Genomic DNA, 25,186 nt, shown 5'->3' with positions numbered 1-25,186 from the left:
CGACCAGCCCGGGGACGCGGCAGGTCACGAACGGGGCGACGACGAGGACACGTCGGCGGATCAGAGGCCCTTCCTCAGACGTGGTGCGGGCGATGATCGACAGAGGCGCCGATCACCCGGTCACGATCTGAGTGGCCTCCTGGATGGTCATCACGTCCTCGGCCGCCGGAGCCTCCGGCCCCTCCGAGGCATTCCAGGCGGCGAACTGCACCGACAGCGACGACCCCTCCTGCTCGCCCTCGAAGCCGAGCAGGACCGGCTCGTCGCCGGCGCGCACGACGATCTCCAGCTCCTCGCCGGCGGTGTAGACCCACACGTCCTCGCCGTCACGGGTCTCGGCCGCCGAGTCCAGGGCCTCGGCGCCGGACTGTCCCTCCATCGAGGACCGCAGGCCGATGAGGAACGACTCCGGCGAGGCACCGGAGGGATCGACCTGGTCGGAGTAGTCGATCCACCTGCCCTCGAAGTCCTCCGCGTAGTCCGACGCCGAGATGCTCCCTCCGGACTGCCGCTCGATCGAGGCGAGCTCCACCTCGCCCGGCACGTACGCCGACCCGTCGACGAGACGCATCTCGGTGGTCACGTCGCCGCTCTCCTGGCGGAACGTCGACGCGCTGCCGTCCATCGCCCCGGCATATTCCTGGATCGTGCGGTCGCCCTCGGCGGCCTGCTGGTCCATGAGCCCCGCCGGCATGTCCGCCTCGATCGTCACCGACTCGGCGGCGAGCATGGTGTCCCAGACGTCGGACTCGATCTCGGTGTACTCCGGCGCCGGCGGCACCTCCGGGCTCTCGCTCTCCGCGGCGGCGGGCTCCTCTCCCCCGCCTCCGCACGCGGTCAGCGCCAGCAGCGCGAGGCCGGCCAGGCCGGCCGCCGTCGTCCGCGGCGCGATCTTCGTCGACGTCGTGCTCTTCTCGGTCATCGGGTCCCCTCCAGAGGTGAGTCATCGGCGGATGTCAGACGCGTCCCTGATGGACGCTCCCGATGATCGTTCCCGATCGCGCGAACCGGAGCAAACCGTTCTCCACAGGCCGTGCGGGACGCTCCCGGGGACCACGACGCCGACCCCGCCGGCGGCTCAGTCCCGGTCGCCGTCGCCCGTCGCCGCCCGGTGCGCGTCGCGGAGCCGGTGGTAGGTCTCGGCGTTGCGGGCCAGGCCGGCGACCTCGTCGTCGGTCAGCTCGCGGCGGACCTTGCCCGGCACGCCGGCGACCAGCGAGCGCGGCGGGACCTCGGTGCCCTCGAGCACCACAGCCCCGGCGGCGACCAGCGACTGCTCGCCGACCACCGCGCCGTTCATCACCGTCGCGCCCATCCCGATCAGCGACCCGTCGCCGACGGTGCATCCGTGCACCACGGCGCCGTGTCCGACCGACACCGACTCGCCGAGCGTGCAGGGAAAGCCGGCGTCGGCGTGCAGCACCGCGCCGTCCTGGACGTTGCTCCCGGCCCCGACGCGGATCGGGGCGGAGTCGCCGCGCAGCGAGGTGCCGTAGAAGGCCGAGGCGCCGTCCGCCAGGGTCACGTCTCCGGTGACCGCGGCGCTCGGGGCCAGGAACACCCCGTCGCCGATGCTCGGGGTCCGCCCGTCGATCGTCAGCACATGGGCCATCTCTGCTTCTCCTCTCCTGGGCAGCTCCTCGTCGAGCTGCCTCGTCGAGCCCTCTCCTCGGGCCTCGGCGCGCCGCGCGTGCCGCGGCGCGCGGCGGTCGTCTGCTCAGTACCCCCGCTCGGGGCTGGCCACGCCGATCGGCTCCTCGCCGTCGCGCAGCCGTCGGTGGTTGGCCAGCACCCGCTCGCGCAGCAGCGGCGCCACCATCTCCGGCGTGTCGGCGGTGTGCGGGGTGATCAGGCAGTTCTCCAGGTCCCAGAGCGGATGGCCGTCGGGCAGCGGCTCCGGATCCGTGACGTCCAGGCCCGCGCCGCCGAGCCGTCCGGCACGCAGCGCGGCGACCAGCGCGTCCTGGTCGATCAGCCGGCCGCGGCCGACGTTGACGACCACGGCGGACTCGGCGAGCCGATCGAGCTGCTCGGCCCCGATCATCCGCTCGGTCTCCGGGGTGACCGCGGCGGCGAGGCCCAGCACGTCGGCGCCCTCGAGCGCCTCGTCCAGCTGATCGAAGCTCACGGTCCTGTCCGCTCCGTCGAGCGGGGTGGAGCTGCGCCGCACCACGGTGACATGGGTGCGGAAGGCCTTGTAGAGCCGGACCATCTCGGCGGCCACTCCCCCGGCCCCGACGACGACGCAGCGCAGTCCGTGCAGGGACTCGCCGTGCGCCTCGCCCCAGGTCCGTGCGCGGGCCCGCTCGGTCAGCCGCCGCAGCGCCGCCAGGGTCAGCAGCAGCCCGTGTTCGCCGACCGGTTCGGCATAGGCGCCCTTCGCCGAGGTCCAGATCCGCTCGGGGAAGCGCGCCATCGTCGGGGCATAGGCCTCGATGCCCGCGCTGGGCAGCTGCACCCACTCCGCCTGCGGGTTGTCCCGGAGCAGCCGGTCCAGATCCAGCTCGGCGAACATCCCGGTGACGATCACCCCCGTGGGCCGCTCGTCGGCTCCGACGATCTCGGCCCCCTGGGCCGTCAGCCCCTCGACCAGCGGCTCCGGTGCTGTGTGGGTGAGATGGATCCGGGAAGTCACGGCCCCTCCGATGCGTCGACGATGGACCGGCGCGTCAGCGCACCGGCGTGCTCCGGACCACCATCCTACGAGATGAGGACGGGCCGGCTCCCCGCGGGGAGCCGGCCCGTGATGAGGGGTCGCCGTCGGAGACGGTCGGACGCCCGGAGATCAGCGCTTCAGCGCGTCCACGATGCCGTTGAGCGTCACCGACGGACGCATCGCAGCTGCAGCCTTCTCGGCGTCGGGACGGTAGTAGCCGCCCAGGTCCACGGCGCGGCCCTGCACACCGGTGAGCTCGCCGACGATGGTCTCCTCCTGGGAGCTCATCTGCTCGGCGACCGGACCGAAGACCTCGGCCAGCTCGGCGTCCTCGTCCTGCTGCGCCAGCTCCTGCGCCCAGTACAGGGCCAGGTAGAAGTGCGAGCCGCGGTTGTCGAGGCTGCCCAGCTTGCGGCCCGGCGAACGGTTCTCCATCAGGAAGGTCGCCGTCGCGCGGTCCAGCGCCGAGGCCAGGACCTTCGCGCGCGGGGCGTCGGCCTGCTCGGCGTACTTCTGCAGCGAGGGCACCAGCGCGAAGAACTCGCCCAGCGAGTCCCAGCGCAGGTAGTCCTCCTCCATCAGCTGCTGGACGTGCTTCGGTGCGGAGCCGCCGGCCCCGGTCTCGAAGAGGCCGCCGCCGGCCATCAGCGGCACGATGGAGAGCATCTTCGCCGAGGTGCCCAGCTCGAGGATCGGGAAGAGGTCGGTCAGGTAGTCGCGCAGCACGTTGCCGGTCACCGAGATGGTGTCCTCGCCGCGGCGGGCCCGCCCCAGCGCGTGTTTGGTGGCCGCCACCGGATCCATGATCCGGATGTCCAGGCCGTCGGTGTCGTGCTCCTGCAGCGCCGACTCGACCTTGCCGATGAGGTTGGCGTCGTGGGCGCGCTCCGCGTCGAGCCAGAACACCGCCGGCACGCCGGCCTCCCGGGCGCGGGAGACGGCCAGCTTCACCCAGTCGCGGATGGGCTCGTCCTTGGTCTGGCAGGCGCGCCAGATGTCGCCCGGGGAGACCTCGTGCTCGATGAGCACGTGGCCGACGCCGTCGACGACCTGCACCGTGCCGGCCTCGGCGATCTCGAAGGTCTTGTCGTGCGAGCCGTATTCCTCGGCCTTCTTCGCCATCAGGCCGACGTTCGGCACCGAGCCCATCGTGGCCGGGTCCAGCGTGCCGTTCTCGCGGCAGTCGTCGACGGCGGCCTGGTAGACCCCGGCGTAGGAGGAGTCGGGGATGACCGCCAGGGTGTCGTCGGTGTTCCCGTCCGGGCCCCAGACCTTGCCGCCGTTGCGGATCATCGCCGGCATCGAGGCGTCGATGATCACGTCGGAGGGCACGTGCAGGTTGGTGATGCCCTTGGAGTCGTCGACCATGGACAGCCGCGGGCCCTCCTCGAGGCCGCGCCGCACCTCAGCCTTGATGGCCTCGCCGGCCTCGCCGAGCTGTTCGGCGCCGGAGAGGATAGAGGCCAGCCCGTCGTTGGCCGAGAGGCCGGCCTCGGCCAGCGTCTCGCCGTGCTCGGCGAAGAGCCGCGGGAAGAAGGCCTTGACGATGTGCCCGAAGATGATCGGGTCGGAGACCTTCATCATGGTGGCCTTCAGGTGGGCGGAGAACAGCACGCCCTCCTCCTTGGCGCGCTCCACCTGGGCGGCGAGGAACTCGTCCAGGGCCTCGGCGCGCATGACGGTGCCGTCGACGACCTCGCCGGCCTCGACCGGCAGCTCCTCCTTCAGCACCGTGGTCTCGCCGGCGGCGGTGACCAGCTGGATGCGCAGCGTGCCGGCCTCCTCGACGACGACCGACTGCTCGTTGGAGGCGAAGTCGTCGGCGCCCATGGTCGCCACGTTGGTCTTCGAGTCGCTGCTCCACTCGCCCATCCGGTGCGGGTTCTGCCGCACGTAGGCCTTCACCGACGCCGGCGCGCGGCGGTCGGAGTTGCCCTCGCGCAGCACCGGATTGACCGCCGAGCCCTTGACCCTGTCGTAGCGGGCGCGCACGTCGCGCTCCGCGTCGGACTCCGGGGCCTCCGGGTAGTCGGGAAGATCGTAGCCCTGCGCCTGCAGCTCGGCGATCGCGGCCTTGAGCTGCGGCACCGAGGCGGAGATGTTGGGCAGCTTGATGATGTTGGCCTCGGGGGTCTTGGCCAGCTCGCCCAGCGCCGACAGCGCGTCCTCCTCACGCTGCTCGGCGGTGAGCCGCTCGGGGAACTGGGCGATGATGCGCCCGGCCAGCGAGATGTCCCGGGTCTCGACCTCGACCCCGGCGGTCGAGGCGAAGGCCTCGACGATCGGCTTGAACGAATAGGTGGCCAGCAGCGGCGCTTCGTCGGTGTGGGTGTAGATGATCTTCGTCATCGGCAGGAACGTCTCCCTCGGGGTCTGTGGTCGGGATCAGCAGGTGTCGGGGCCGGCGGCGCGCGGGCCTGCCGACTCGACGAGCGCCGCACCGTCCGGACCCGGACGGGACCGGGCTCGATCGGAGCAGTCCGCTCGCGGAACAGTGCCCAATCTACCGGAGGTCGGCGACGGCTCGACGCCGGTGTCGGCAGCCTCGTCGGGCGCGGTCTCCCACGCTCCGGCGCCGGGTCGGACGGGTCAGATCCCCAGCACCGCGCGGGCGATGAGGAAGTAGACGACCAGCCCGGAGGCGTCGACGAAGGTGGAGATGAACGGATTGGCGAAGACCGCAGGATCGGCGCCGAGCTTCTTGCCCAGCAGCGGCATCAGGCCGCCGGCCGAGGCGGCCAGCGTGCAGAGCACCACCAGCGTCAGACCGATGACCGCGCCGATGTCCCAGCCGTAGGCGAACCCGACGCCGAGCAGCCCCAGCACGCCCAGCGTCGAACCCAGCGTGGCCCCGACCCGCAGCTCGCGCCAGGCCACCTTCAGCACGTCGCGCGTGCTCACGTCGCCCAGCGCCAGCGCGCGGGTGACGGTGGTGGCCGCCTGGTTGCCGGTGTTGCCGCCGATGCCGATCAGCAGCGGCACGAACAGGCTCAGCACCACCAGCTGCGAGAGCGTGGCCTCGAAGATGTCGAGCACCTGCACCGTCAGCGTGCCGCCGATCGCCAGCACGAAGAGCCACACCACGCGGGTGCGCATGATGCGCAGCACCGGAGTGGAAAGATACGGCCGGTGCAGCGGCTCGGCGCCGCCGTGGCGGGCGGCGTCCTCGGACTCGGCCCGCTCGAGGATGTCCAGCGCGTCGTCGACGGTGAAGATCCCGACCACCCGATGCTCGGAGTCGGTGACCGGCATCGCCAGGTGCTTGCGGTCGGCGCAGAGGCGCGCGGCGTCCTCGGCCGGCAGGTCGGCGTCGACCGAGTCGACCTCGGTCATCAGGTCCTCGACCGCCTGGTCCTCCTCGGCCGAGACCAGCACGCGCAGCGAGACCACGCCCTTGAGCAGCCGCTGACGATCCACCACCGGCAGCGTGTAGAGCGTCTCCGCATCGGCGCCGGCCCGGCGGACCTTCTCCAGCGCCTGCCCGACCGTCCAATGCTCGGGGACGGCGACGAACTCCGGACTCATCTGGCGTCCGATCGTGCCGGAGGGGTACCCCAGCACGATGTTCGTCAGGCTGCGCTCGCGCGGATCCAGATGGCGCATCATCTTCCGCGCCACCGAGGCCGGCATCTCGTCCATCAGCCGGACGCGGTCGTCCGGGTCGAGCGCGTCGAAGAACAGCGCGACGTCGACGTCCTTCAGGCCCTCGATGATCTCATGCTGCAGCGCCTGGTCGAGCATGTCGAAGACGTCGACCGCCTGATCCTTGGGCAGCAGCCGGAAGGCCACAGCCCGCTCCCGGACGCCGAGCCGCTCGAGGAAGTCGACGATGTCTCCGACCGCGTGCTCCTCCAGCGCGCGGCGCAGCTCGGTGAGCCGCTCGTCGCGGACCATCTCGGTGAGCCCGTCCAGCTGCTCCGACACTGACCATCACCCCTTCCGAGGGTGTTCGCACCTGTTGATCGAGGGCCCGTCGCGGCCGGCGGCCGCGCGGCGGATCAATGGTAGAAGTGGCGCGCGCCGGTGAAGTACATGGTCAGCCCGGCTTCCTCGGCGGCGGAGACGACCTCCTCGTCCCGCTTGGAGCCGCCGGGCTGGACCACCGCACGGACTCCGGCGGCGATCAGCGTCTGCAGCCCGTCGGCGAACGGGAAGAACGCGTCGGAGGCCGCCACCGATCCGCGCGCCCGGTCCACCCCGTCGCCGGCCAGCGTGTTGGCCCGCTGCACCGCCAGGTGGCAGGAGTCGAGCCGGTTGACCTGGCCCATGCCGATGCCCACCGAGGCGCCGCCGTCGGCCAGCAGGATGGCGTTGGACTTCACCGCGCGCACGGCGCGCCAGGCGAACTCGAGATCAGCCATCGTCGCGGCGTCGGCCGGCCGGCCGGCGGCCAGCGTCCAGCTGCCGACGACGTCGCCCTCGGCGTCCAGCGCATCGGAGGCCTGCAGCAGCATGCCGCCGGAGATCTGGGTGTATTCGACGGTGTCGCGGCGGTGCCCCTCGGGCAGCTGCAGCAGCCGGATGTTCTTCTTCGCCGTCAGGATCTCCAGCGCCTCGTCCTCGAAGGACGGTGCGACGACGACTTCGGTGAAGATCTCGGAGATGGTGGTGGCCATCTCCGCGGTCACTTCACGGTTCGCCGCCACGACGCCGCCGAAGGCCGAGAGCGGGTCGCAGGCATGAGCGGCGCGATGGGCCTCGGCGATGGTCTCGGCGGCCGCCACTCCGCAGGGGTTGGCGTGCTTGATGATCGCCACCGCCGGAGCGGCGAAGTCGAAGGCGGTGCGCACCGCGGCGTCGGCGTCGACGTAGTTGTTGTAGCTCATCGCCTTGCCGTGCAGCGTGCGAGCCTGGGCCAGCCCCGGGGCGGCATGCCGCTCGGCGTAGAGCGCCGCCGGCTGGTGGGCGTTCTCCCCGTAGCGCAGCGAGGCGGTGCGCTCCAGGGCCAGACCCGCGTGCGGCGGGAACTTCAGCGCCTTGTCCTGACGGGTCAGCGGCGGCTCGGGCAGCGCGGCGACGTCGAAGTCGTCGTCGAACTGCTGCGAGGTCCAGCGGGCGACGGCGGTGTCGTAGGCCGCGGTGTGCGCGAACGCCAGCGCGGCCAGCCGCCGGCGGGTGGCCAGCGTGAAGCCGCCCTCGCGGACGGCGGCGACGGCCTCGGCATAGCGCAGCGGGTCGACGACGACGGCCACCGAGGCGTGGTTCTTCGCCGCGGCGCGCACCATCGACGGGCCGCCGATGTCGATCTTCTCGATGATCTCGGCCTCGGTGCCGCCGGCGGCGACGGTCTCGGCGAAGGGATAGAGGTTGACCACGACCAGGTCGAAGGGCGCGATGTCCAGCTCCTCGAGCTGCTCGCGATGGTCCTCGCGGGTCCGGTCGGCGAGGATGCCGGCGTGCACCCGCGGATGCAGCGTCTTCACCCGACCGTCGAGGCACTCGGGGAACCCGGTGACCTCGGCGACCTCGGTGACCGGCAGGCCGGCGGCGGCGATGCGGCTCGCCGTCGACCCGGTCGAGACCAGCTCGACGCCGGCCTCATGCAGACCGCGGGCCAGGTCCTCCAGGCCGGTCTTGTCGAACACCGAGAGCAGGGCACGGCGCACGGGCCGCCGTTCCGCGGCGGAGGGGTTGTCGGACTTCTCAGTGGGCTCGGGCACGCTGCTCACGCACACTCCTTCTCTCCGTCGCGCGGGTGGGGCTCGCGACCAGTCTATCGGGACTCAGCCCTCGAACTTGTACCCCAGCCCCCGCACGGTGATCAGGTGCTGCGGCTGCGAGGGGTCCGGTTCCAGCTTGGCGCGCAGCCGCTTGACGTGCACGTCGAGCGTCTTCGTGTCGCCGACGTAGTCCGAGCCCCAGACGCGGTCGATCAGCTGGCCGCGGGTGAGCACCCGGCCGGAGTTGCGCAGCAGCATCTCCAGCAGCTCGAACTCCTTCAGCGGCAGGCCGATCTCCTCCTGGCCGACCGCGACGCTGTGCCGCTCCACGTCCATGCGCACCGGCCCGGCCGAGACGATCGAGGTGTCCTCGACCTCGGGGTCGACGTGGCGCCGCAGCACCGCACGCACCCGGGCCAGCAGCTCGCGGGAGGAGTAGGGCTTGGTGACGTAGTCGTCCGCGCCGAGCTCGAGCCCGACGACCTTGTCGACCTCGTCGTCCTTGGCGGTGAGCATGATGACCGGCACGTTGGAACGCTGCCGGATCTGCCGGCAGACCTCGGTGCCCGGCTGCCCCGGCAGCATCAGGTCGAGCAGCACCAGGTCGGGGCCCTCCTGGTCGAACAGGTCCACCGCCTGGAACCCGTCGTCGGCGACGGAGACGTCATACCCCTCTTTCTGAAGAGTGTATGACAGGGCCTCAGAGAACGAGGCCTCGTCTTCGACGATGAGAATCCTGGTCACGCTGTTCCTCCTTCATCGGCGGCGCGTCCGGCCGAGGCTCCTCCGGCCTGCCCGCCCCGCTGCTCTCCACTGGTCTGCTCTGCGTCGTGCTGCGCCGCCTCGGGCTCGTCGGACTCGTCGGGCCCGTCCGCGTCCTCAGACGCCGACGTCGCCGGCGGCAGCGGCGTCGGCATCCCGCCGGTGTCCAGGCTGGAGTCCCGCTCGGGCAGCCGCACGGTGAAGGTCGACCCCTTCCCCGGCTGGGACCACAGCGAGACGTCGCCGCCGTGATTGGCGAAGACGTGCTTGACGATGCTCAGCCCCAGGCCGGTGCCGCCGGTCTCCCGCGAGCGCGCGGCGTCGACCCGGTAGAAGCGTTCGAAGACGCGCTCCTGCTCGTCGGCGGCGATCCCCGCCCCCTGGTCGGTGATCGTCACCTGGACGATGCCGTCGCGCGAGGTCAGTCCGACACCCACCCGGGTCTTCTCCGGCGAGTAGCGCACCGCGTTGTCGATGAGATTCCGGAAGGCCATGGTCAGCTGGTCGTGGTCGCCGTGGACCGGACGCGGCGCCGACCCGCCGACGCGCAGGTCGATCCCCTTGGCCTCGGCCGGCAGCCGGGTGCGGTCGACGGCGTCGGAGATCACCTCCTGGAGATCCACGGCGGATTCGGCGCGCAGCACGTTCTCACCCTGGACGCGGGAGAAGTCGATGATGTCCTGGACCAGCTCGGAGAGCCGGTCGGACTCGCGGTGCAGCCGCTGGGCGAAGCGACGGACGGCGGCCTCGTCGTCGGCGGCGTCCTCCAGCGTCTCGGTCAGCAGCGAGATCGCCCCGACCGGAGTCTTCAGCTCGTGGGAGACGTTGGCGACGAAGTCGTTGCGCATCGCCTGGGTGCGGACGAACTCGGTGCGGTCGTCGGCCAGGATCAGGATGTACTCCTCGCCCAGCGGAGCCACGCGCAGATGCACCACGATGCTGGACTCGCCCTGGAGCCCGCGGGGCAGCTCGCGGTCCTCGTCGATGATCACCCCGTCGGCGCGCACCCGGGCGGTCATCCCCAACAGCTCATGGTGGACCACGGTGTGGCCGCGGACCAGGCCGAAGGCGTAGGCGGCCGGATTGGCGCGGACGACGCCGTCGACGGTGTCGACGACGAGGTAGGCCAGCCCCAGCGAGGCGAGAACCTCGGTGGCCCCGGGCGGCATGGACGGCTCGTCGACGTCGATCCCGGCGACGCGCTGCCGTTCGCTCACGCGGAACGCGTGCATCCCGGCCACGCCGAGGGCGAGACCGGCGAGTCCGGCGAGGATGGCGATGATGACGGGGTCCACGGGTCCACCTTAGGCATGTGTTCATGCATTCGTCGCCGTGAGTCCCCTTCCGTCACCGGGGTTCAACAATCGTTCACCTGGTGGTTGACTGGACCCCCGTTCCGCGTTCACATCGCTGGGCGAACCTGGTTCGTCGGGGATGGACGCGGCACCGGGTCCGCCCGCGGGGCGCCACGGCCGAGCCGACGCCCCGCGGGGCCGGCCGCATGCCCCGCAGGACACCGACGCCTCCCGGCGCGACTCGACGAAAGGACTCCGGTCACGTGCGCACGCTCTTTCAGGAAGACCTCCAGAAGCTCGGGGACGAGCTGATCCGGATCTCCACGCTGGCGGCCGAGGCGATGGACAAGGCGCGCCGGGCGTTCGAGGACGCCGACGTCCAGCTGGCCGATGAGGTCATCGCCGCCGATCAGCGCATCGATGCGCTGCAGAACGATCTCGACGAGCACGCCATCGACCTGCTCGCCCTGCAGGGGCCGGTGGCCTCGGACCTGCGGATGATCGTCGGCGCGCTGCGGATGAGCGCCTCGCTGGAGCGCATGGGCGACCTCGCCCGACACATCGCGCAGCTGGTGCGGCTGCGCTTCCCGGACCACGTCGCCCCCGACGACCTGAAGCCGGTCTTCTCACGGATGGCCGAGCATTCGGTGACGGCCGGCCGGAAGGTCACCGAGCTGCTGGAGACCCGCGACCTGGCCGTCGCTCGAGAGGTCACCGACATCAACGAGCAGATCAACGAGCTGCACCGGTCGATCTTCACCCTCATCGCCGAGGACGACTGGGACGCCTCGGCTGCCACCACCGCCGACTGCACGCTGGCCAGCCGCTACTTCGAGCGGTACGGCGACCACGCGGTGGCGGTGTCGAACAAGGTGGCCTATCTGGTCACCGGCGAATGGGACGCGAAGGCCGCCGAGTGAGCTGAGCACTCCTCCCCCAGCCTCATGCACGTCGAGCGGGGGATCTCTCGCCGTCCCGGCCGGTCTGGCCGGCACCGGACGGCGAGAGATCCCCCGCTCGATGCGTGCTCAGTGGCTGCGGGCCGCTATTTCTTGCCCTGGTTCGCCACCGCCTGGATGGCGTCCTTCGCCGCCTCCGGGTCCAGATAGGTGCCGCCGGGGTTGAGCGGGGCGAAGTTCTCGTCCAGCCGGTAGTGCAGCGGGATGCCGGTGGGGATGTTCAGCCCGGCGATGTCCTCGTCGCTGACGCCGTCGAGGTACTTCACCAGCGCGCGCAGCGAGTTGCCGTGCGCGGCCAGCAGGACCTTCTTGCCGGCCTTCAGATCCGGGATCACCGAAGACTCCCAGTAGGGCAGGAAACGCTCGACGACGTCCTTCAGGCACTCGGTGCGCGGCACGGCGTCGCCGAGGTCGGCGTACCGCGGGTCGCCGACCTGCGAGTACTCGTCGTCGGCGTCCAGCTCCGGCGGCGGGGTGTCGTAGGAGCGGCGCCAGGTCATGAACTGGTCCTCGCCGTAGGTCTCCAGGGTCTGGGCCTTGTCCTTGCCCTGCAGCGCGCCGTAGTGGCGCTCGTTGAGCCGCCAGTCGCGCGTCACCGGGATCCACAGCCGGTCGGCGGTCTCCAGCGCCAGGTGAGCTGTGGTGATCGCCCGCTGCAGCAGCGAGGTGTGGACGACGTCGGGCAGCAGGTCGTGCTCGGCCAGCAGCTCGCCGCCGCGGGCGGCCTCGGTGCGGCCCTTCTCGGTGAGCGGGACGTCCACCCACCCGGTGAAGAGGTTCTTCTCGTTCCAGTCGCTCTGCCCATGGCGGAGCAGAATGAGGTCATAGCTCATCTGACGGCGAGGTCCTTTCAGTGTGTACGGTCCGGGTGTGCGGTCCGGGGGGGGTGGGCGTGCGGTCCGGGGGGCCGGCTATTCGGAGACGTCCGGGTTGACGTCGGCCAGGTAGACGGCGGCCATGCAGGCGCCGATCACCGGGAAGAGGAAGCCGAAGGGGCCGCCGAAGGCCTGCGAATAGGCGCCGATCAGGCAGAGCGCCGAGGCGCCGCCGGTCATGCCCAGCCAGAAGCCTTTGGTGCGCTTGAACGCGATGTCGAAGCGCTGGGCGTTCTTCGGCAGACACTTGGCCAGCGCGATGAGCGCGACCACCAGGCAGACCACGGCGAAGGCGAGGAAGATCCACCGCTCCGCGAGGAGGACGGCATACCAGATCCCGCTGAGGGCGTAGGTGGCGTTCATGCTCTCGATGCTACCGGGTCTCGGTGGCAATGTCCGGGCGGACGCCGCCGGCCAGCCGCAGAGCCTGGACCAGATCGGCGTGCAGATCGTCGACATGCTCGATGCCCACCGACAGTCGGATCAGCCCCTCGGGCACCGTGTCCGGCTCGCCGCCGTGGCGACGGCGCCGCTCGGCCAGCGACTCCACCCCGCCCAGGCTGGTGGCCGGCGTCCAGACCCGCAGGGCGGAGAGCACCGCATCGGCGGCGGTGACGTCGGGCAGGTGCAGCGCGATGATCGCGCCGAAGCCGCTCAGCTGCCGTGCCGCCCGCTCATGCTGCGGGTGCGAGGCGAGCCCGGGGTAGCTCACCGACTGCAGCCGCGTCTCGCCGGAGGCGGCCAGCTGCTCCAGCCGGGTGGCCAGCTCGGCGGCGTTGGCCTCGGCGGCGTCGAGCCGGACGGCCAGCGTGCGGACGCCGCGCAGGGCGAGGAAGACCTCCATCGGGCCGGGGACGGCGCCGTGGAGGCTGCGGCGGCGTCGCAGCCGCTCGCGCAGCTGCGGGTCGGCCGCCACCACCGCGCCCATCACCAGATCGGAGTGGCCGGCCAGGAACTTCGTCACCGAGTGCACCACGACGTCGGCGCCGTGCTGCAGCGGCCGCTGGCGCAGCGGCGTGGCGAAGGTGTTGTCGACGGCGGTCAGCACCCCGCGCCGTCGGGCTTCGGCCAGCAGCGCGGGCAGGTCGGCGACCTCGAGCATCGGGTTCGTCGGCGACTCGGCCCAGAGCATCACCGGAGCCTGTTGCGCCTGGGCGAGGGTGGCGACGTCGGCCAGCGTGGTCTGCACCGCCTCGGTGTCGGCGATGTCGACCCGATGGGCGGTCAGCCGTCCCTCGGCGGCGAGCTCGTCCACCAGCGCGGAGGTGCCGTTGTAGCTGTGCCGCGGCAGGATGATGTGCCCGCCGATGGGCAGCAGGTGCACCACGGCGGCGATGGCGGCCATGCCGGAGCCGAAGAGCAGCGCCGGCGGCACCTGAAGCGCAGTCTGCTGCTCGGTGGCGACGAAGCCTTCGCCGCTCCATGTGCTGCGCGTGCCGCCCTCCAGGTGGGCCAGCAGCTCCTCCAGCGGCTCCCACGCCGGCATGCCCTCGCGGGCATAGACGCGTCCGCCGTCGTCGTCGGGCCGGTAGCTGTAGGTCGAGGAGAAGTCGACCGGGGCGTTGACCGGCACGCCGGAGGCGCCCGGGGTATGCGGGTCGCCGTCGGGGCCGCCGCGGCCGGCCGAGACCACGTAGGTGTGCGGGTGATGGCCGGCGACCGCATGCTCGGCGGCGTCGGACGTCGGGCGGTGCGGGTGCTGGCTGTTCATCGGCGAGCTGTTCGAGGCGTTCTCCACGTCGGCCACCCTAGTCCAGCTCCGCCGGGCCGCGCCGGGGAGGACGGTCATGCCCGCAGTGTGAGACGCCGAGCACGGTCCGCCGGGCGTCGCCGGTCGGTGGGTGCTGCCTCGTCGGGCCGATAGGCTGAGGGCGTGACTGGACATGAGCGGGGCGTGTTCATCGTCGTCGAGGGCGGCGACGGCGCCGGGAAGACCACTCAGCTGGACCTGCTGCAGGCCTGGCTGGAGGAACGTGGCGTGCCGGTGGACCGCACGCGGGAGCCGGGCGGCACCGTCGTCGGCGAGGAGCTGCGCCGGATGGTGCTCGAGCACGGCCGCGGGGAGATCGACCCGCGCACCGAGGCGCTGATCTTCGCCGCCTCCCGCTCGGCGCACGTCACCCAGCGGATCGTCCCGGCCCTGGAGGCGGGCACAGTGGTGCTCTGCGACCGCTACATCGACTCCTCGGTGGCGTACCAGGGCGTCGGCCGCGAGCTCGGCGCCGAGGAGATCGCCACGCTCAACGAGTGGGCCACCGCCGGACTGCAGCCGGACCTGACGCTCCTGCTCGACGTCGACGCCGAGGTCTCCCGGGCACGTCGGAGCGCCCGCGACGCCGACGACGGCGACCGGATCGAGTCATCCTCCGAGGACTTCCACGCCCGACTGCGCGCGGCGTTCCGGGACCGCGCCGCGGCCGCGCCGCACCGCTACGCGGTCCTCGACGCCGCCGTCGACCCCGAGACCCTGCACCGCAGCGTGCGCGAGCACGTCGCCGCCCTGCTGTCCACCACCCAGGACCTCCCCATGACTGCCCGTCCCTCCCCCGCCGCGACGACCGCCGACGCGCCGGTCGCCGAAGACCCCGCCGCCGGCGTCTTCGGCGAGCTGGTCGGCCAGCAGGCCGTCGTCGAGCAGCTGCGCACTGCGGCCGGCTCGCAGACTCCGGCACACGCCTGGCTGTTCACCGGCCCGCCCGGCTCCGGACGTTCCAACGCCGCGCGGGCCTTCGCCGCGGCGCTGAACTGCGAAGTCTCCGATCCGGAGGGACGCGGCTGCGGCACCTGCCGGACCTGTCGACTGATCACCGGCTCCTCCCATCCGTCGGTGAAGGTCGTCTCCACCGAGAGTGTCAGCTACCGGATCGAGGACGTCCGTGAACTCATCACCGCCGCCCAGGACCGACCGCAGGGCGGACGCTGGCGGGTGATCGTCGTCGAGGACGCCGACCGGATGACCGAGCGGGCGACCAACGTGCTGCTCAAGGCCATCGAGGAGCCGCCGCCGCACACCATCTGGATCCTCTGCGCACCGAGCCCGGCCGACGTGCTGGTGACCATCCGCTCGCGCTGCCGGCACGCGAACCTGCGCATCCCGCCGTCGGACGCGGTGGCCGCGCTGCTGGTCGCCCGAGACGGGCTCGACGCCGAGCAGGCGCACTTCGCCGCACGGGTGGCGCAGAATCATGTGGGCGTCGCCCGACGCCTGGCCCAGGACGCCGAGGTCCGACGGCGCCGCGAGGACGTGGTCTCGCTGCCGCTGCGCGTGCGCACCTCCTCCGACGCCGTCCAGGCCGCGGCGAAGCTGGTGGAGATGAACCAGGCCGATGCCGAGGCGGAGTCTTCGGCGCGGCTGGAGGCCGAGCAGTCCGCGCTGCGCCGATCGCTCGGCCTGGATCCGGAGGAGAAGATCCCGCCGAAGCTGCGCAGCCAGTTCAAGCGGCTCGAGGAGGACCACACCCGACGGTCGAAGCGGGCGGTCGCCGATGCGCTGGACCGTTCGCTGATCGACCTGACCGCGGTCTTCCGGGACCTGCTGAGCCTGCAGCTCGGCGCCGAGGTCGAGCTGATCAACGAGCACATGCGCGATGACCTCACCCGGCACGCCGACACGATGACCGCCGAGCAGGCACTGGGCTGTCTGGACGCGATCGGCGCCGCCCGCAGGCGGATCGGACAGAACGTGCCGCCGCAGCTGGCGATGGAGGCGCTGATGATGACGTTCCTGCCGCAGCGCAAGCCCGGTGAGCGCACCGGCGCCGGCTCGGCGTCGCGGTCGTCGTCACAGGCGGCGACAGGCTCCGACGGCGGACGACGGCGCCTGCCGCGCCCCGGCGACAGCAGGGCCTGACCCCGAGGCTCGCCGACAGACGCGCGGCGGCCCAGGGCACGGTCGAGCGTCGTTTTGACCACCTCAGAGCGTCCCAGTACACTGGTGGATCGCGCGTGCGGCGCTCAACGGGCCGGAACGCACAGGCCGCCTTAGCTCAGGGGTAGAGCGATTCACTCGTAATGAATAGGTCATCGGTTCGAATCCGATAGGCGGCTCCGACAGGCCGGCTGACCAGGACGCTTCCTGATCAGCCGGCCTTATCTCTGTCCGAGGTACGTACACCTGGCACGTCGAGCCGCTCGCCGGACGTCAGGCGGCGAGGCATCGGCAGTCACGCGCCCCCATCACGTTTGAGGCGGTCGAGCGTGCTCGCGAGCTCGTCGACAGGGACCATCACCTCACGAGGTCTGGGTTCCTGGACGCGCCCGACCACCCCATGAGATTCCATGGTCTCCATGAGCCACGCGGCATCGGTGTAGCTGACGTCGAGCTTCCGCTGCAGCATGGACGTCGAGCCGAACTGGGTCATCACCACCAGCTCGGCAGCCCGCAGCAGCAGGGCACGGCCATCGTCGCTCAGCACTCGCTCCCCTCCCCACGGCGTCCATGGCAGTGTGCGCACACGTCACCATCGCACAGACCGCACGGTCGAGTCTCGCGTCAGTGGAAGATGCGTCCCAGCAGCCGGCCGGTCATCTTGCCGGAGATTCACCGGCCGATGCGGCGGCCGACGTGTCCGCGGCGCACTCAGCGGAGCACCAGGTCACCGGCGTACGCTGTGGCGCGATGGAGGTCCACCACCTGCGCTACTTCGTGGCAGTCGCCGACCATCTGAGCTTCTCCGGGGCCGCCCGCAGTCTCCATATGGCCACTTCACCGCTGAGCCAACGGGTGCGCGACCTCGAGCGCGAGCTCGGCACCACGCTGTTCGAGCGCGACTCGCACCACGTCGGCCTCACCGAGGCCGGGTCGTCGCTGCTGCCGATCGCCCGCGACGTCCTCGGCCGGTTCGACGACATCCCCTGGCGCCTGCGGGAGGCCACCAGCCGGGGACGGCGCGCGGTCTATCTCGGCATTCCGCCGGGACTCCACACCTGCCTGCGTGACCGGCTCACCGCCTTCGACCGGGCCTGCGCACCGCATCTCGACCTCAAACGCTGGCCGGGCGGCAGCCGCGAGCTGCTCGGCGGAGTCCAGCGCGGCGAGCTCACCATGGCACTGGTCCGCCTGCCCGTCCACGCCGAGGGCATCGGCGTCGCCGAGCTGCTGCGCGAGCCGCTGGGCGCGGTGCTCCCGGCCGTGGAATTCGCCGACCGCACCTCGGTGTCGCTCCATGAGCTGACCGGATTCACCTACGCCCGGCCGCCGGCCCACATGCTCCCCGACTACTGGGACGAGGTGGAGACTCGGCTGACGGCCGCCGGCATCCATCGCCGCGTGCGCCTGGAATCGGGCGACTACGCCGGCGCCGTCGACGTCGTCGCGAACGGCGACACCTTCACCATCTCGATGCTCGATCCGGGCAGCGGCATGCACACGATGCGCAACGATCACATCGTCGTCCTGCCCATCGACGATCTTCCGGCCACCCTCCAGACGGGACTGATCTGGCGGAACGACCGCCTCGACGAGCAGCCCGGCCTCCGCGAGCTGATCGACGCGACACGTCGGGCACTCTCCGACCTCTCCCGCTGAACACCGCGACGGGACCGTGCCGCACGGCGCGATCCGCCTGAACGCAGTGATCGCCGGGGGGGGTCTCCGCGCTCCGCCGTCGACTGCGCATCCCGGATACCCCTCCCCCGTCTCGCTCCTCCCCACGGCGTGACCAGTCCAGTCACGCCGTTTTTCTCTATTCGGTTTCACCAAAACGTTGGTGGCTCTATCCCGATTGTCTAGGCTGATCAATGAAGCCGACGGATCGATGAACAGCAGGCCGGCTCCCCGCTCGGGCCCCGTGCAGGGCACGCGTTCCCTCCGACGAGCCGCAGCGTCTCTGCCCACGTGCTCATCGAGTCGCTCGGAGATCCCTCCCGACATCAGGAGATGTGCATGACGACCTCCGCACAGACCGGCCCTCTCGCCGGCGTCCGCGTCATCGATATGGCCACTGTGGTGATGGGCCCGTACGCGGCCCAGATCCTCGGCGACCTCGGTGCCGACGTGATCAAGATCGAGTCGCCCAAGGACACCGTGCGCTTCGGCACGATCCACCGGACCCCGGGCATGACGCCGCTGGCGATGAACGTCAATCGCAATAAGCGCAGCGTCGCCCTGGACCTCAAGGACGACGACGGCGCCGCACGGGCGCGCGAGCTCATCGCCGGCGCCGACATCCTCATCACCAACATGCGCATCAAGGCGCTCCGGCGGCTCGGCCTGGACTACGACAGCCTGGCCGAGGACAACCCCCATCTCATCTACGCCCACGCGCAGGGCTTCCGCCCCGACTCCGACCGCGCAGACCTCGCGGCCTACGACGAGACCGTCCAGGCGGCCTCGGGACTGGTCGATCTCGCCCAGCGCGCCGGAGACATCGGCCGGCCGGCCGTGCTCCCCAGCATCTTCGGGGACAAAGTCTCCGCCCTGACCATCGCGTACTCGGCTCTCGCCGCTCTGGTCCACCAGCGCGCCACGGGGCAGGGCCAGCTGGTCGAAGTGCCCATGACCGACACGATGCTCGCCTTCAACCTCGTCGAGCATCTGCAGGGCCGGACCTACGAGCCCGCCATGGGCGTGACCGGCTTCACCCTCTCGATGAACGCCGGTCACCGCGCCCGCCCGACGAAGGACGGCCAGGCGATGATCATGCCGTACACGCCGCAGAACTTCCGCGACGTCTTCCTCGCCGCCGGGCGCCCCGACCTCGCCGAGGATCCGCGCATCGCCGGCGACTTCGTCGATGCCACGGCGCACGGCGCCGATCTCGCCGCCCTCATCGAGTCGGTCACCCCGGCGCTGACCACCGCCGAGTGGATCCGCGTCTGCAGCGAGAAGTCCATCCCGGTCGGCCCGGTGCTGAAGCTCGACGAGGCCGCCGAGGACCCCTATGTCCAGGACGGCCATCTCCTCGACCTCGCCGAACACCCCACCGAGGGCAGCTACCGCCGGATCGGCGTGCCCTTCAGGTTCTCGGCGACGCCGGCCACCATCCGCCTGCACCCGCCGCAGCCCGGTCAGGACACCGACGCCGTGCTCGACGAGATCGCAGACCACACCCTCGAAGGAGGCGCAGCATGACCACCACGACCACTGCCGACAGCCCGGTGCTCACCGAGGCCCGGGACGGCATCCTGATCATCACCATAGACCGGCCCCAGGCCCGCAATGCCGTCGACGCCGAGGTCGCGCGCGGCCTCGCGGCCGCCGTCGACGAGCTGACCGCCGACGACGATCTGCGCGTCGGCGTGCTCACCGGAGCTGCGGGCACCTTCAGCGCCGGCATGGACCTCAAGGCCGCCGCCCGCGGAGAGTCCCCCTCCGTGGAGGGCCGCGGCTTCGGCGGGCTCGTCGAGCACGACACCGCCAAGCCGCTGATCGCCGCCGTCGAAGGACACGCACTGGGCGGCGGGTTCGAGCTGGCGCTGGCCTGCGACCTGGTCGTCGCCGCCTCCGGAGCGACCTTCGCCCTGCCCGAGGTCAGGCGCGGCTTCCTCGCCGGAGGCGGCGGCGCCGTCCGTCTGCCCCGACGCATTCCGCACCACCTCGCGATGGAGCTGCTGCTGACCGGACGGAGCGTCGAGGCCGACCGCGCCAGCTCGCTGGGTCTGATCAATGCGGTCACCCCCGACGGCGAGGCGCTGGCCGGTGCCCTGGAGCTCGCCGAGGAGGTCGCGGCGAACGCGCCGCTGGCCCTCGCCGGGGTGAAGCAGGTCGTGCGCTCCGCCGACCGGCTGCCGGAGCCGGAGGCCTTCGCCGCTCAGCGCGAGGTGCTCGCCGAGCTGTCCCGGTCGGAGGACTTCGCCGAGGGCGCCCGCGCCTTCGCCGAGAAGCGCGCGCCGCAGTGGGTGGGCCGATGAACCGCGCCGAACTGCTGCAGCACCCCACCACGCCGCTGTCGGCACCGGCGTTCGCGCCCGCCGTCGCACGGTTCACCGACCGCGAGTACCTGACCATCGTCTATCGCACCGATCCCGAGGCCCTGCGCGCCGTGGTCCCCGAGCCGCTGACGATCGACGAGCCTCTGGTCCGCTTCGAAGTCATGAAGATGGGCGACGCCACCTCCTTCGGACCCTACGTCGAGGCGGGACAGGTCATCCCGGTCCGCCTCGGCGAGGAGCGGGGCGAGTACCTGCACGCGATGCACCTCGACAGCTTCGCGGCGACGGCGGCCGGCCGGGAGGCCAGCGCCTACCCGAAGGTGATGGGCCGGCCGGAGCTGCGCGTCGACTCCGGCGCGCTGATCGGCACCCTGGACTCCGGCGGCGAGCGCGTCGCCACGGCGACGATGGGCTATAAGCATCATTCTCGGGATCCGGCTGAGGCCGAGGCCGACCTCACCCAGCCCACGTTCATGGTCAAGATCGTTCCCGGATATGACCAGCGTCCGCGGATCGCCGAGCTGATCCGCACCCGGATCACCGACATCACCGTCAAGCAGGCATACACCGGCCCGGCGCGCCTGCAGCTGTTCGAGCACGCCCTGGCGCCGTTGGCCGACCTGCCGGTGCGAGGGATCGTCTCGGCCAGCCACATCCTCACCGACCTAGCCCTCGGCGGCGCCGAGGTGGTCCACGACTACCTGGAGGATTCATGACTCAGCCCTGGACGCAGACGGCGGTCGTCGGCGCCGGCACCATCGGGCTGGCCTGGGCGGCGCTCTTCGCCGCCGACGGGCTCGCGGTGCGCGTCACCGACCCCCGCCCCGATCTCGACGAGGCCCTCGACGAGGCGCTGCCGATGCTCGCGGACTCGCTCCCCGGCGCCGACGTCGAGGACCTCCGGGCACGGATCACCGCCACCGACAGCCTCGCCGAAGCCGTCGGAGGAGCCGATCTCATCCAGGAGAACGGCCCCGAGCGGCTGGAGGCCAAGCAGCAGCTCGTCGCCGAGATCGCCGAGCGCGCCCCCGCCGCGGCCGTGCTCGCCTCCTCGAGCTCCGGCCTGGTGCCCAGCGACGTCGCGGCGCGGCTGCCCGACGACGTCGCCGCCCGGCTGCTCGTCGCCCACCCGTTCAACCCGCCGCAGGTCGTGCCGCTGGTCGAGCTCGTCCCCGGCGATCGGACGGCCGAGCATGTCGTCGTCGCGGCGCAGGAGTTCTACGCACGGCTGGGCCGGACGCCGGTGCGGCTGCACCGGGAGGTCCCCGGGTTCGTCGCCAACCGGCTGCAGAGCGCGGTGATGCGCGAAGCGATCTCCTTGGTCCTGCAGGGCGTCGTCTCCGCCGAGGAGCTCGACACCGTCATGAAGGCCTCGCTGGGCGGCCGCTACGCGACGATCGGGCCGTTCGAGAGCTTCCACCTCGGCGGCGGGCCCGGCGGCATCCGCCACATGATGAACCATCTCGGAGCGGGCATGGCCCGGCAATGGGACCAGCTGGGCTCGCCGGAGCTCACGGACGAGGCCGTCGCCGAGATCATCGATCAGACCGAAGCCGCCTATGGCAGCGGCGAATCCGCCTACGCCGCCCGCGCCCGTCGGCGCGATCGCCGGCACCACGCCATCAACCACGTTCTGAACACCGAGGAGACATGATGCCCAAGCCCGTCCAGACCACCCCCGACTTCTTCGGATACGCCGAGAAGCTGCCCGACTCCGAGCGCGCCGAACTCGCCGAGATCCGCGAGTTCCTCGAGCGCGAGATCAAGCCGCTGGCGAATCAGGCCTGGGACACCGCCGAGTTCCCGTTCGCCGCGGTCGAGAAGTTCGCCTCGCTGCGACTGGCCGGCTACCAGTTCCCCGAGTACGGCGACGGCGTGACGCGCAGCCCCCTGTTCACCGGGTTCCTGAGCCTGGAGCTGAACCGCATCGACCCGTCGCTGGCGGTGTTCTCCGGGGTCCACACCGGGCTCGCAATGGGCTCGATCTACAACGGCGGCGACCAGGGGCAGCGCGACCGGTGGATGCCGGACATGGTCGACATGTCCAGCATCGGCGCATTCGCCCTCACCGAGCCGGACGGCGGCTCCGACGTCGCCGGCGGCATGCGCACCACGGCGCGCCGTGAGGGCGACGAGTGGGTGCTCAACGGGGCCAAGCGTTGGATCGGCAACGGCACCTTCGCCGATCGGGTCGTGGTGTGGGCCCGCGACGAGGCCGACGGCCAGGTGAAGGGCTTCGTCGTCGAGACGCCCGCCGCGGGCTTCGAGGCGACCAAGATCGAGGGCAAGATCGCACTGCGCACGGTGCAGAACGCCGACATCACGCTGAGCGAGGTTCGAGTGCCGGAGGCCGACCGCCTGCAGGGCATCAACAGCTTCCGGGATACGGCCAAGGTGCTGGCCTCCACCCGCGGCGGCGTGGCCTGGCAGGCGCTCGGCGTCGCAGTGCGCGCCTACGAGCTCGCCCGCGAGTACGCCACCCAGCGCGAACAGTTCGGCAAGCCCATCGGCGGCTTCCAGATGATCCAGGATCTGCTGGTGAAGATGCTGGGCAACGTCACCGCGATGTTCGGCGTCGTGGTGCGGCTCAACGAGCTGGTCGCCGACGGAGGGGGCAGCGCCGAGCAGGCCGCGCTGGCCAAGGCCTTCGCCACCACGCGGATGCGCGAGGTCGTCTCCTGGGCTCGGGAGCTCTTCGGCGGCAACGGCATCGTGCTCGACTACGAAGTCGCCAAGTTCTTCGCCGACGCGGAGGCCATCTACTCCTTCGAGGGATCGCGGGAGATGAACACCCTGATCGTCGGCAAGTCCGTCACCGGGCTCAGCGCCTTCGCCTGAGGGCCCGACGTCTCGGCCGTCCCTGGTGGGCCGCTTCGCCCGAAGGGCTCACCAGGACGCGGTCGGCGTCCGGTGCTCACCATGCTCGACCGCGCAGATCGATCTCACCGCCCGGCCATTCCTCGACGGGTCGGCGGATCGGCAGAACCAACAACGGCGCCTCCGCCTCCTCCACCGCAGGGGCCCCATCCCGACCGATGAAGTGCTCGACCGCGGTGATCCGCCGCCACCCGCACGCGGTGTAGAACGGCACGACACCTTCATGGCAGCCGAGATACCCGAAATCGATGTCCTGCGCAGCCTGCATCGACTGTGCGGCGGCAGACATGAGTCGCTCCCCCAGTCGCCGACCCCGCCAGGAGCAGGAGACCAGCACGCCGCCGACGCCTGCGATCACCACCTCCGCACCCCCGACATCGATGACACGACGTGCCCACCCGACATGCCCCACGGCGTCCTCACCGTGCCGAGCGACAACGTGCACATCATGCGGCGCATAGCCGTACGGCTGGTCGGGGTTCCAGGGCCCGAGGTTCGACCGGTACTCGTCGTCGAACAGTCCTCGAACCCTTTCCATGTCCGGCGCCGTCAACGCAGCATGGTGCACCGCTTCGACGGTCACACACGCCTCCATTCCGGATTCACGCGTCGAGGGAAGCTTTCGCCCGCTCCTGCGCCTCGGCTCGACGGACTCGCAGAACCTCGGCCACGATCCCTCCCAGGAGCACCGCCGCGAGGGACAGCTCGACCCAGGGCATCCCTTCGCCGTCCAGTGCACTCGCCGCCGAGCTCAGCAGCAGGCCGAGGGCGAAGCCCAGCGCCAGTCCACTCACGAGATTCCGCATGGTTGATCCTCCTGTCGGCGTGCCGGCACAGTCGAACACCCGGTGCAGACCGACATCGAGGTTCTCGACATCCGGCGCGTTCACCACGGAAGCACGTGGAACATGTGTCGGGCAAGCTGCGCCCATGAACTGCGGGTGATCATGCGACAGACCTGGTCCAGAGTGGCAGACTGACTGCCATGGACATGACAGACCACAGCAATGGAGCCGCTGAGACCACCGTCGAGCACCCCGTTCCGCCGCAGGACCTCTCCGGCCTGGTCGGCCACCGGTTCATCTACACCTACGCGAACGGCTGGCAGTACGAGATGTACGTCAAGAACGCCACGACCATCGACTACCGGATCCACAGCGGCATGGTCGGCGGCCGCTGGGTCAAGGACCAGGAGATCGACCTGGTCCAGCTCGACGACGATGTCTTCAAGGTCTCCTGGAACGAACCGACCGGCACGTCGGTCGTGGTCAACGTCCTGCCCGGCAAGCGCCGCCTCCACGGCACCATCTTCTTCCCGCAGTGGATCGAGCAGGACGGGTCGAAGACCGTGCTGTACCAGAACGATCACCTGGAGGAGATGCGAGCCTTCCGCGACGCCGGACCGACCTACCCGATCTTCGTCGTCCCGGAGTTCGCCCGGATCACCCTCTTCGAATACGTCGGAGCCGACGACGAGACGGTGGTCTCCGTCGCTCCGGGGGACCTGCCGGACGAGTTCGCCGACCGCACGAACTGATCTCGCAGGGTGTCGACGACGCGGCGTCCTCGACACGACCACATCTCAGGGCTGCAGCTTCGCGTAGGCGATGAAGTTGTCCTCGAGCGCTCCGGTCTCCTCGTTGAGCCCGTCGCAGGTGATCAGGCGCAGCTCCGGGCCCGCGGTGTTGCCGTAGACCTCCAGCGTCGGGAAGTTCTCCTGGGAGAACTGCTCGGTGCGGTAGACGGTGAAACGCGCGGTGGACCCGTCGTCGCGAGTGATCTCGACGCTGTCGCCGACCTCCATGCTCGGCAGCTCCGCGAAGATCCCGGGACCACCCTCATAGGCATTCCGATGCCCCAGGATGACCGACGGGCCGCGCTCGCCGGGTGTCGGACTGCGGGTGAACCATCCGGCCGGCGATCCGCCCCCATACGGCGGAACCTCGATGACGCCGTTCTCCTGCAGACCCAGCTCCATGACCTCGGAGGTCACGTCGAGCCCGGGGATCGCGATCGTCGCGGGCTCAGAGGCGTCCATCGCCTCGGGAGCCGGGGCGTCGCTCGGGCTCGGGGTGTCGGCCGGGCTCGATGGGTTCGCCGATGTGCTCGAGCCGGCCCCGTCGGAGGCTCCGGCCGACGGTGCGGACGGCGAGGACTCCGAGGATTCTGCAGCCGAGGGGGACGAGCTCACCGGATCCGAGTACTCGATCCCGGTCGACGATGAGCAGGC

Annotated in this window: 24 protein-coding genes and 1 tRNA gene; 10 read left to right on the top strand and 15 right to left on the bottom strand. The window is 71.0% G+C overall.

What is annotated here, in order from left to right; all coding sequences use genetic code 11:
* Window positions 1-112: 112 nt before the first annotated feature.
* From GU5_RS0111485 to GU5_RS0111450, 8 genes are all read right to left on the bottom strand, one after another.
* Window positions 113-922: a hypothetical protein gene (locus GU5_RS0111485; protein ID WP_010525714.1), complete on the bottom strand. Its 810-nt coding sequence runs from the start codon at window positions 920-922 to the stop codon at window positions 113-115.
* Between the two features lie 156 nt (window positions 923-1,078).
* The gene (locus GU5_RS0111480; RefSeq protein ID WP_010525713.1) at window positions 1,079-1,612 is read right to left on the bottom strand and encodes a gamma carbonic anhydrase family protein; all 534 of its coding nucleotides are present in this window, start codon (window positions 1,610-1,612) and stop codon (window positions 1,079-1,081) included.
* A gap of 105 nt (window positions 1,613-1,717) precedes the next feature.
* Window positions 1,718-2,635, bottom strand: a complete 918-nt coding sequence (locus tag GU5_RS0111475) for an NAD(P)-dependent oxidoreductase (protein WP_010525712.1) — start codon at window positions 2,633-2,635, stop codon at window positions 1,718-1,720.
* Window positions 2,636-2,785: 150 nt separating this feature from the next.
* A complete protein-coding gene (locus GU5_RS0111470) occupies window positions 2,786-5,005 on the bottom strand; it encodes an NADP-dependent isocitrate dehydrogenase (RefSeq protein ID WP_010525711.1) in 2,220 nt (739 codons plus the stop codon).
* A gap of 240 nt (window positions 5,006-5,245) precedes the next feature.
* Entirely contained in the window at window positions 5,246-6,580 is a 1,335-nt protein-coding gene (mgtE, locus tag GU5_RS0111465) for a magnesium transporter (protein ID WP_010525710.1), read from the bottom strand.
* A gap of 74 nt (window positions 6,581-6,654) precedes the next feature.
* Window positions 6,655-8,325, bottom strand: a complete 1,671-nt coding sequence (purH, locus tag GU5_RS0111460; RefSeq protein WP_010525709.1) for a bifunctional phosphoribosylaminoimidazolecarboxamide formyltransferase/IMP cyclohydrolase — start codon at window positions 8,323-8,325, stop codon at window positions 6,655-6,657.
* Between the two features lie 54 nt (window positions 8,326-8,379).
* On the bottom strand, window positions 8,380-9,060 hold the full coding sequence (locus GU5_RS0111455) for a response regulator transcription factor (RefSeq protein ID WP_010525708.1): 681 nt from the start codon (window positions 9,058-9,060) through the stop codon (window positions 8,380-8,382).
* Window positions 9,057-10,373, bottom strand: a complete 1,317-nt coding sequence (locus tag GU5_RS0111450) for a cell wall metabolism sensor histidine kinase WalK (protein WP_010525707.1) — start codon at window positions 10,371-10,373, stop codon at window positions 9,057-9,059. The genes GU5_RS0111455 and GU5_RS0111450 overlap by 4 nt, the downstream gene beginning before the upstream one ends.
* Before the next feature lie 263 nt (window positions 10,374-10,636).
* On the opposite strand from GU5_RS0111450, the gene phoU reads away from it, so the two are divergent.
* Entirely contained in the window at window positions 10,637-11,293 is a 657-nt protein-coding gene (gene phoU / locus GU5_RS0111445; RefSeq protein WP_010525706.1) for a phosphate signaling complex protein PhoU, read from the top strand.
* Window positions 11,294-11,418: 125 nt separating this feature from the next.
* Here the strand turns inward: phoU and GU5_RS0111440 are convergent, their stop codons facing one another.
* The 3 genes from GU5_RS0111440 to GU5_RS0111430 form a co-directional block, all read right to left on the bottom strand.
* Window positions 11,419-12,165 carry a phosphoglyceromutase gene (locus tag GU5_RS0111440; RefSeq protein WP_010525705.1) on the bottom strand — a complete coding sequence of 249 codons (747 nt, stop codon included), beginning with the start codon at window positions 12,163-12,165 and terminating at the stop codon, window positions 11,419-11,421.
* 78 nt (window positions 12,166-12,243) lie between these two features.
* Window positions 12,244-12,570, bottom strand: a complete 327-nt coding sequence (locus GU5_RS0111435; protein ID WP_010525704.1) for a DUF2516 family protein — start codon at window positions 12,568-12,570, stop codon at window positions 12,244-12,246.
* A gap of 10 nt (window positions 12,571-12,580) precedes the next feature.
* Window positions 12,581-13,996 (bottom strand): PLP-dependent aspartate aminotransferase family protein, encoded by a 1,416-nt coding sequence (locus GU5_RS0111430; protein WP_237704723.1) that lies wholly within the window; start codon window positions 13,994-13,996, stop codon window positions 12,581-12,583.
* Between the two features lie 84 nt (window positions 13,997-14,080).
* On the opposite strand from GU5_RS0111430, the gene GU5_RS17950 reads away from it, so the two are divergent.
* Window positions 14,081-16,057 (top strand): DNA polymerase III subunit delta', encoded by a 1,977-nt coding sequence (locus GU5_RS17950; RefSeq protein WP_083830513.1) that lies wholly within the window; start codon window positions 14,081-14,083, stop codon window positions 16,055-16,057.
* Between the two features lie 125 nt (window positions 16,058-16,182).
* Window positions 16,183-16,254: transfer RNA gene (locus GU5_RS0111420), tRNA-Thr, on the top strand.
* Between the two features lie 116 nt (window positions 16,255-16,370).
* On the opposite strand, the gene GU5_RS0111415 is transcribed toward GU5_RS0111420, so the two are convergent.
* On the bottom strand, window positions 16,371-16,622 hold the full coding sequence (locus tag GU5_RS0111415) for a DNA translocase FtsK (RefSeq protein WP_010525701.1): 252 nt from the start codon (window positions 16,620-16,622) through the stop codon (window positions 16,371-16,373).
* Between the two features lie 203 nt (window positions 16,623-16,825).
* Between GU5_RS0111415 and GU5_RS0111410 the strand changes: the two genes are divergently transcribed.
* From GU5_RS0111410 to GU5_RS0111385, 6 genes are all read left to right on the top strand, one after another.
* The gene (locus tag GU5_RS0111410; RefSeq protein ID WP_010525700.1) at window positions 16,826-17,734 is read left to right on the top strand and encodes a LysR family transcriptional regulator; all 909 of its coding nucleotides are present in this window, start codon (window positions 16,826-16,828) and stop codon (window positions 17,732-17,734) included.
* Window positions 17,735-18,091: 357 nt separating this feature from the next.
* Window positions 18,092-19,279, top strand: a complete 1,188-nt coding sequence (locus GU5_RS0111405; protein WP_083830519.1) for a CaiB/BaiF CoA-transferase family protein — start codon at window positions 18,092-18,094, stop codon at window positions 19,277-19,279.
* Complete coding sequence (locus tag GU5_RS0111400; protein WP_010525698.1) at window positions 19,276-20,058, top strand: crotonase/enoyl-CoA hydratase family protein; 783 nt, start codon at window positions 19,276-19,278, stop codon at window positions 20,056-20,058. Before GU5_RS0111405 ends, GU5_RS0111400 begins: the two co-directional genes overlap by 4 nt.
* A complete protein-coding gene (locus GU5_RS0111395) occupies window positions 20,055-20,795 on the top strand; it encodes an acetoacetate decarboxylase (protein ID WP_029514239.1) in 741 nt (246 codons plus the stop codon). The genes GU5_RS0111400 and GU5_RS0111395 overlap by 4 nt, the downstream gene beginning before the upstream one ends.
* Window positions 20,792-21,733 (top strand): 3-hydroxyacyl-CoA dehydrogenase NAD-binding domain-containing protein, encoded by a 942-nt coding sequence (locus GU5_RS0111390; protein WP_010525696.1) that lies wholly within the window; start codon window positions 20,792-20,794, stop codon window positions 21,731-21,733. The genes GU5_RS0111395 and GU5_RS0111390 overlap by 4 nt, the downstream gene beginning before the upstream one ends.
* Window positions 21,733-22,917 (top strand): acyl-CoA dehydrogenase family protein, encoded by a 1,185-nt coding sequence (locus tag GU5_RS0111385; RefSeq protein WP_010525695.1) that lies wholly within the window; start codon window positions 21,733-21,735, stop codon window positions 22,915-22,917. The genes GU5_RS0111390 and GU5_RS0111385 overlap by 1 nt, the downstream gene beginning before the upstream one ends.
* A gap of 76 nt (window positions 22,918-22,993) precedes the next feature.
* On the opposite strand, the gene GU5_RS0111380 is transcribed toward GU5_RS0111385, so the two are convergent.
* Window positions 22,994-23,539: a GNAT family N-acetyltransferase gene (locus tag GU5_RS0111380; RefSeq protein ID WP_237704722.1), complete on the bottom strand. Its 546-nt coding sequence runs from the start codon at window positions 23,537-23,539 to the stop codon at window positions 22,994-22,996.
* A 19-nt stretch (window positions 23,540-23,558) separates the two neighbouring features.
* Window positions 23,559-23,762 (bottom strand): hypothetical protein, encoded by a 204-nt coding sequence (locus GU5_RS0111375; protein ID WP_010525693.1) that lies wholly within the window; start codon window positions 23,760-23,762, stop codon window positions 23,559-23,561.
* Window positions 23,763-23,941: 179 nt separating this feature from the next.
* On the opposite strand from GU5_RS0111375, the gene GU5_RS0111370 reads away from it, so the two are divergent.
* Complete coding sequence (locus tag GU5_RS0111370; protein WP_010525692.1) at window positions 23,942-24,493, top strand: phenolic acid decarboxylase; 552 nt, start codon at window positions 23,942-23,944, stop codon at window positions 24,491-24,493.
* 45 nt (window positions 24,494-24,538) lie between these two features.
* On the opposite strand, the gene GU5_RS17700 is transcribed toward GU5_RS0111370, so the two are convergent.
* Window positions 24,539-24,994, bottom strand: a complete 456-nt coding sequence (locus GU5_RS17700) for a class F sortase (RefSeq protein ID WP_010525691.1) — start codon at window positions 24,992-24,994, stop codon at window positions 24,539-24,541.
* Window positions 24,995-25,186 lie beyond the last annotated feature (192 nt).

This window comes from Nesterenkonia sp. F, assembly GCF_000220985.1.
In the GTDB taxonomy this organism is placed as follows: Bacteria; Actinomycetota; Actinomycetes; order Actinomycetales; family Micrococcaceae; genus Nesterenkonia.
Note: the sequence above shows the minus strand (reverse complement) of the source record. Positions and strands in the feature narration are given on the sequence as shown.

Excerpts from the sequence above, each read along its gene's own strand:
- GU5_RS0111480 (WP_010525713.1), bottom strand. The coding sequence starts at position 1,612 with ATGGCCCATGTGCTGACGATCGACGGGCGGACCCCGAGCATCGGCGAC.
- GU5_RS0111370 (WP_010525692.1), top strand. The coding sequence starts at position 23,942 with ATGGACATGACAGACCACAGCAATGGAGCCGCTGAGACCACCGTCGAG.
- GU5_RS0111390 (WP_010525696.1), top strand. The coding sequence starts at position 20,792 with ATGACTCAGCCCTGGACGCAGACGGCGGTCGTCGGCGCCGGCACCATC.
- GU5_RS0111400 (WP_010525698.1), top strand. The coding sequence starts at position 19,276 with ATGACCACCACGACCACTGCCGACAGCCCGGTGCTCACCGAGGCCCGG.
- GU5_RS0111395 (WP_029514239.1), top strand. The coding sequence starts at position 20,055 with ATGAACCGCGCCGAACTGCTGCAGCACCCCACCACGCCGCTGTCGGCA.
- GU5_RS0111440 (WP_010525705.1), bottom strand. The coding sequence starts at position 12,165 with ATGAGCTATGACCTCATTCTGCTCCGCCATGGGCAGAGCGACTGGAAC.
- GU5_RS0111375 (WP_010525693.1), bottom strand. The coding sequence starts at position 23,762 with ATGCGGAATCTCGTGAGTGGACTGGCGCTGGGCTTCGCCCTCGGCCTG.
- GU5_RS0111470 (WP_010525711.1), bottom strand. The coding sequence starts at position 5,005 with ATGACGAAGATCATCTACACCCACACCGACGAAGCGCCGCTGCTGGCC.
- GU5_RS0111405 (WP_083830519.1), top strand. The coding sequence starts at position 18,092 with ATGACGACCTCCGCACAGACCGGCCCTCTCGCCGGCGTCCGCGTCATC.
- GU5_RS0111435 (WP_010525704.1), bottom strand. The coding sequence starts at position 12,570 with ATGAACGCCACCTACGCCCTCAGCGGGATCTGGTATGCCGTCCTCCTC.
- GU5_RS0111485 (WP_010525714.1), bottom strand. The coding sequence starts at position 922 with ATGACCGAGAAGAGCACGACGTCGACGAAGATCGCGCCGCGGACGACG.
- GU5_RS17700 (WP_010525691.1), bottom strand. The coding sequence starts at position 24,994 with ATGGACGCCTCTGAGCCCGCGACGATCGCGATCCCCGGGCTCGACGTG.
- GU5_RS0111385 (WP_010525695.1), top strand. The coding sequence starts at position 21,733 with ATGCCCAAGCCCGTCCAGACCACCCCCGACTTCTTCGGATACGCCGAG.
- GU5_RS0111430 (WP_237704723.1), bottom strand. The coding sequence starts at position 13,996 with ATGACCGTCCTCCCCGGCGCGGCCCGGCGGAGCTGGACTAGGGTGGCC.
- GU5_RS0111410 (WP_010525700.1), top strand. The coding sequence starts at position 16,826 with ATGGAGGTCCACCACCTGCGCTACTTCGTGGCAGTCGCCGACCATCTG.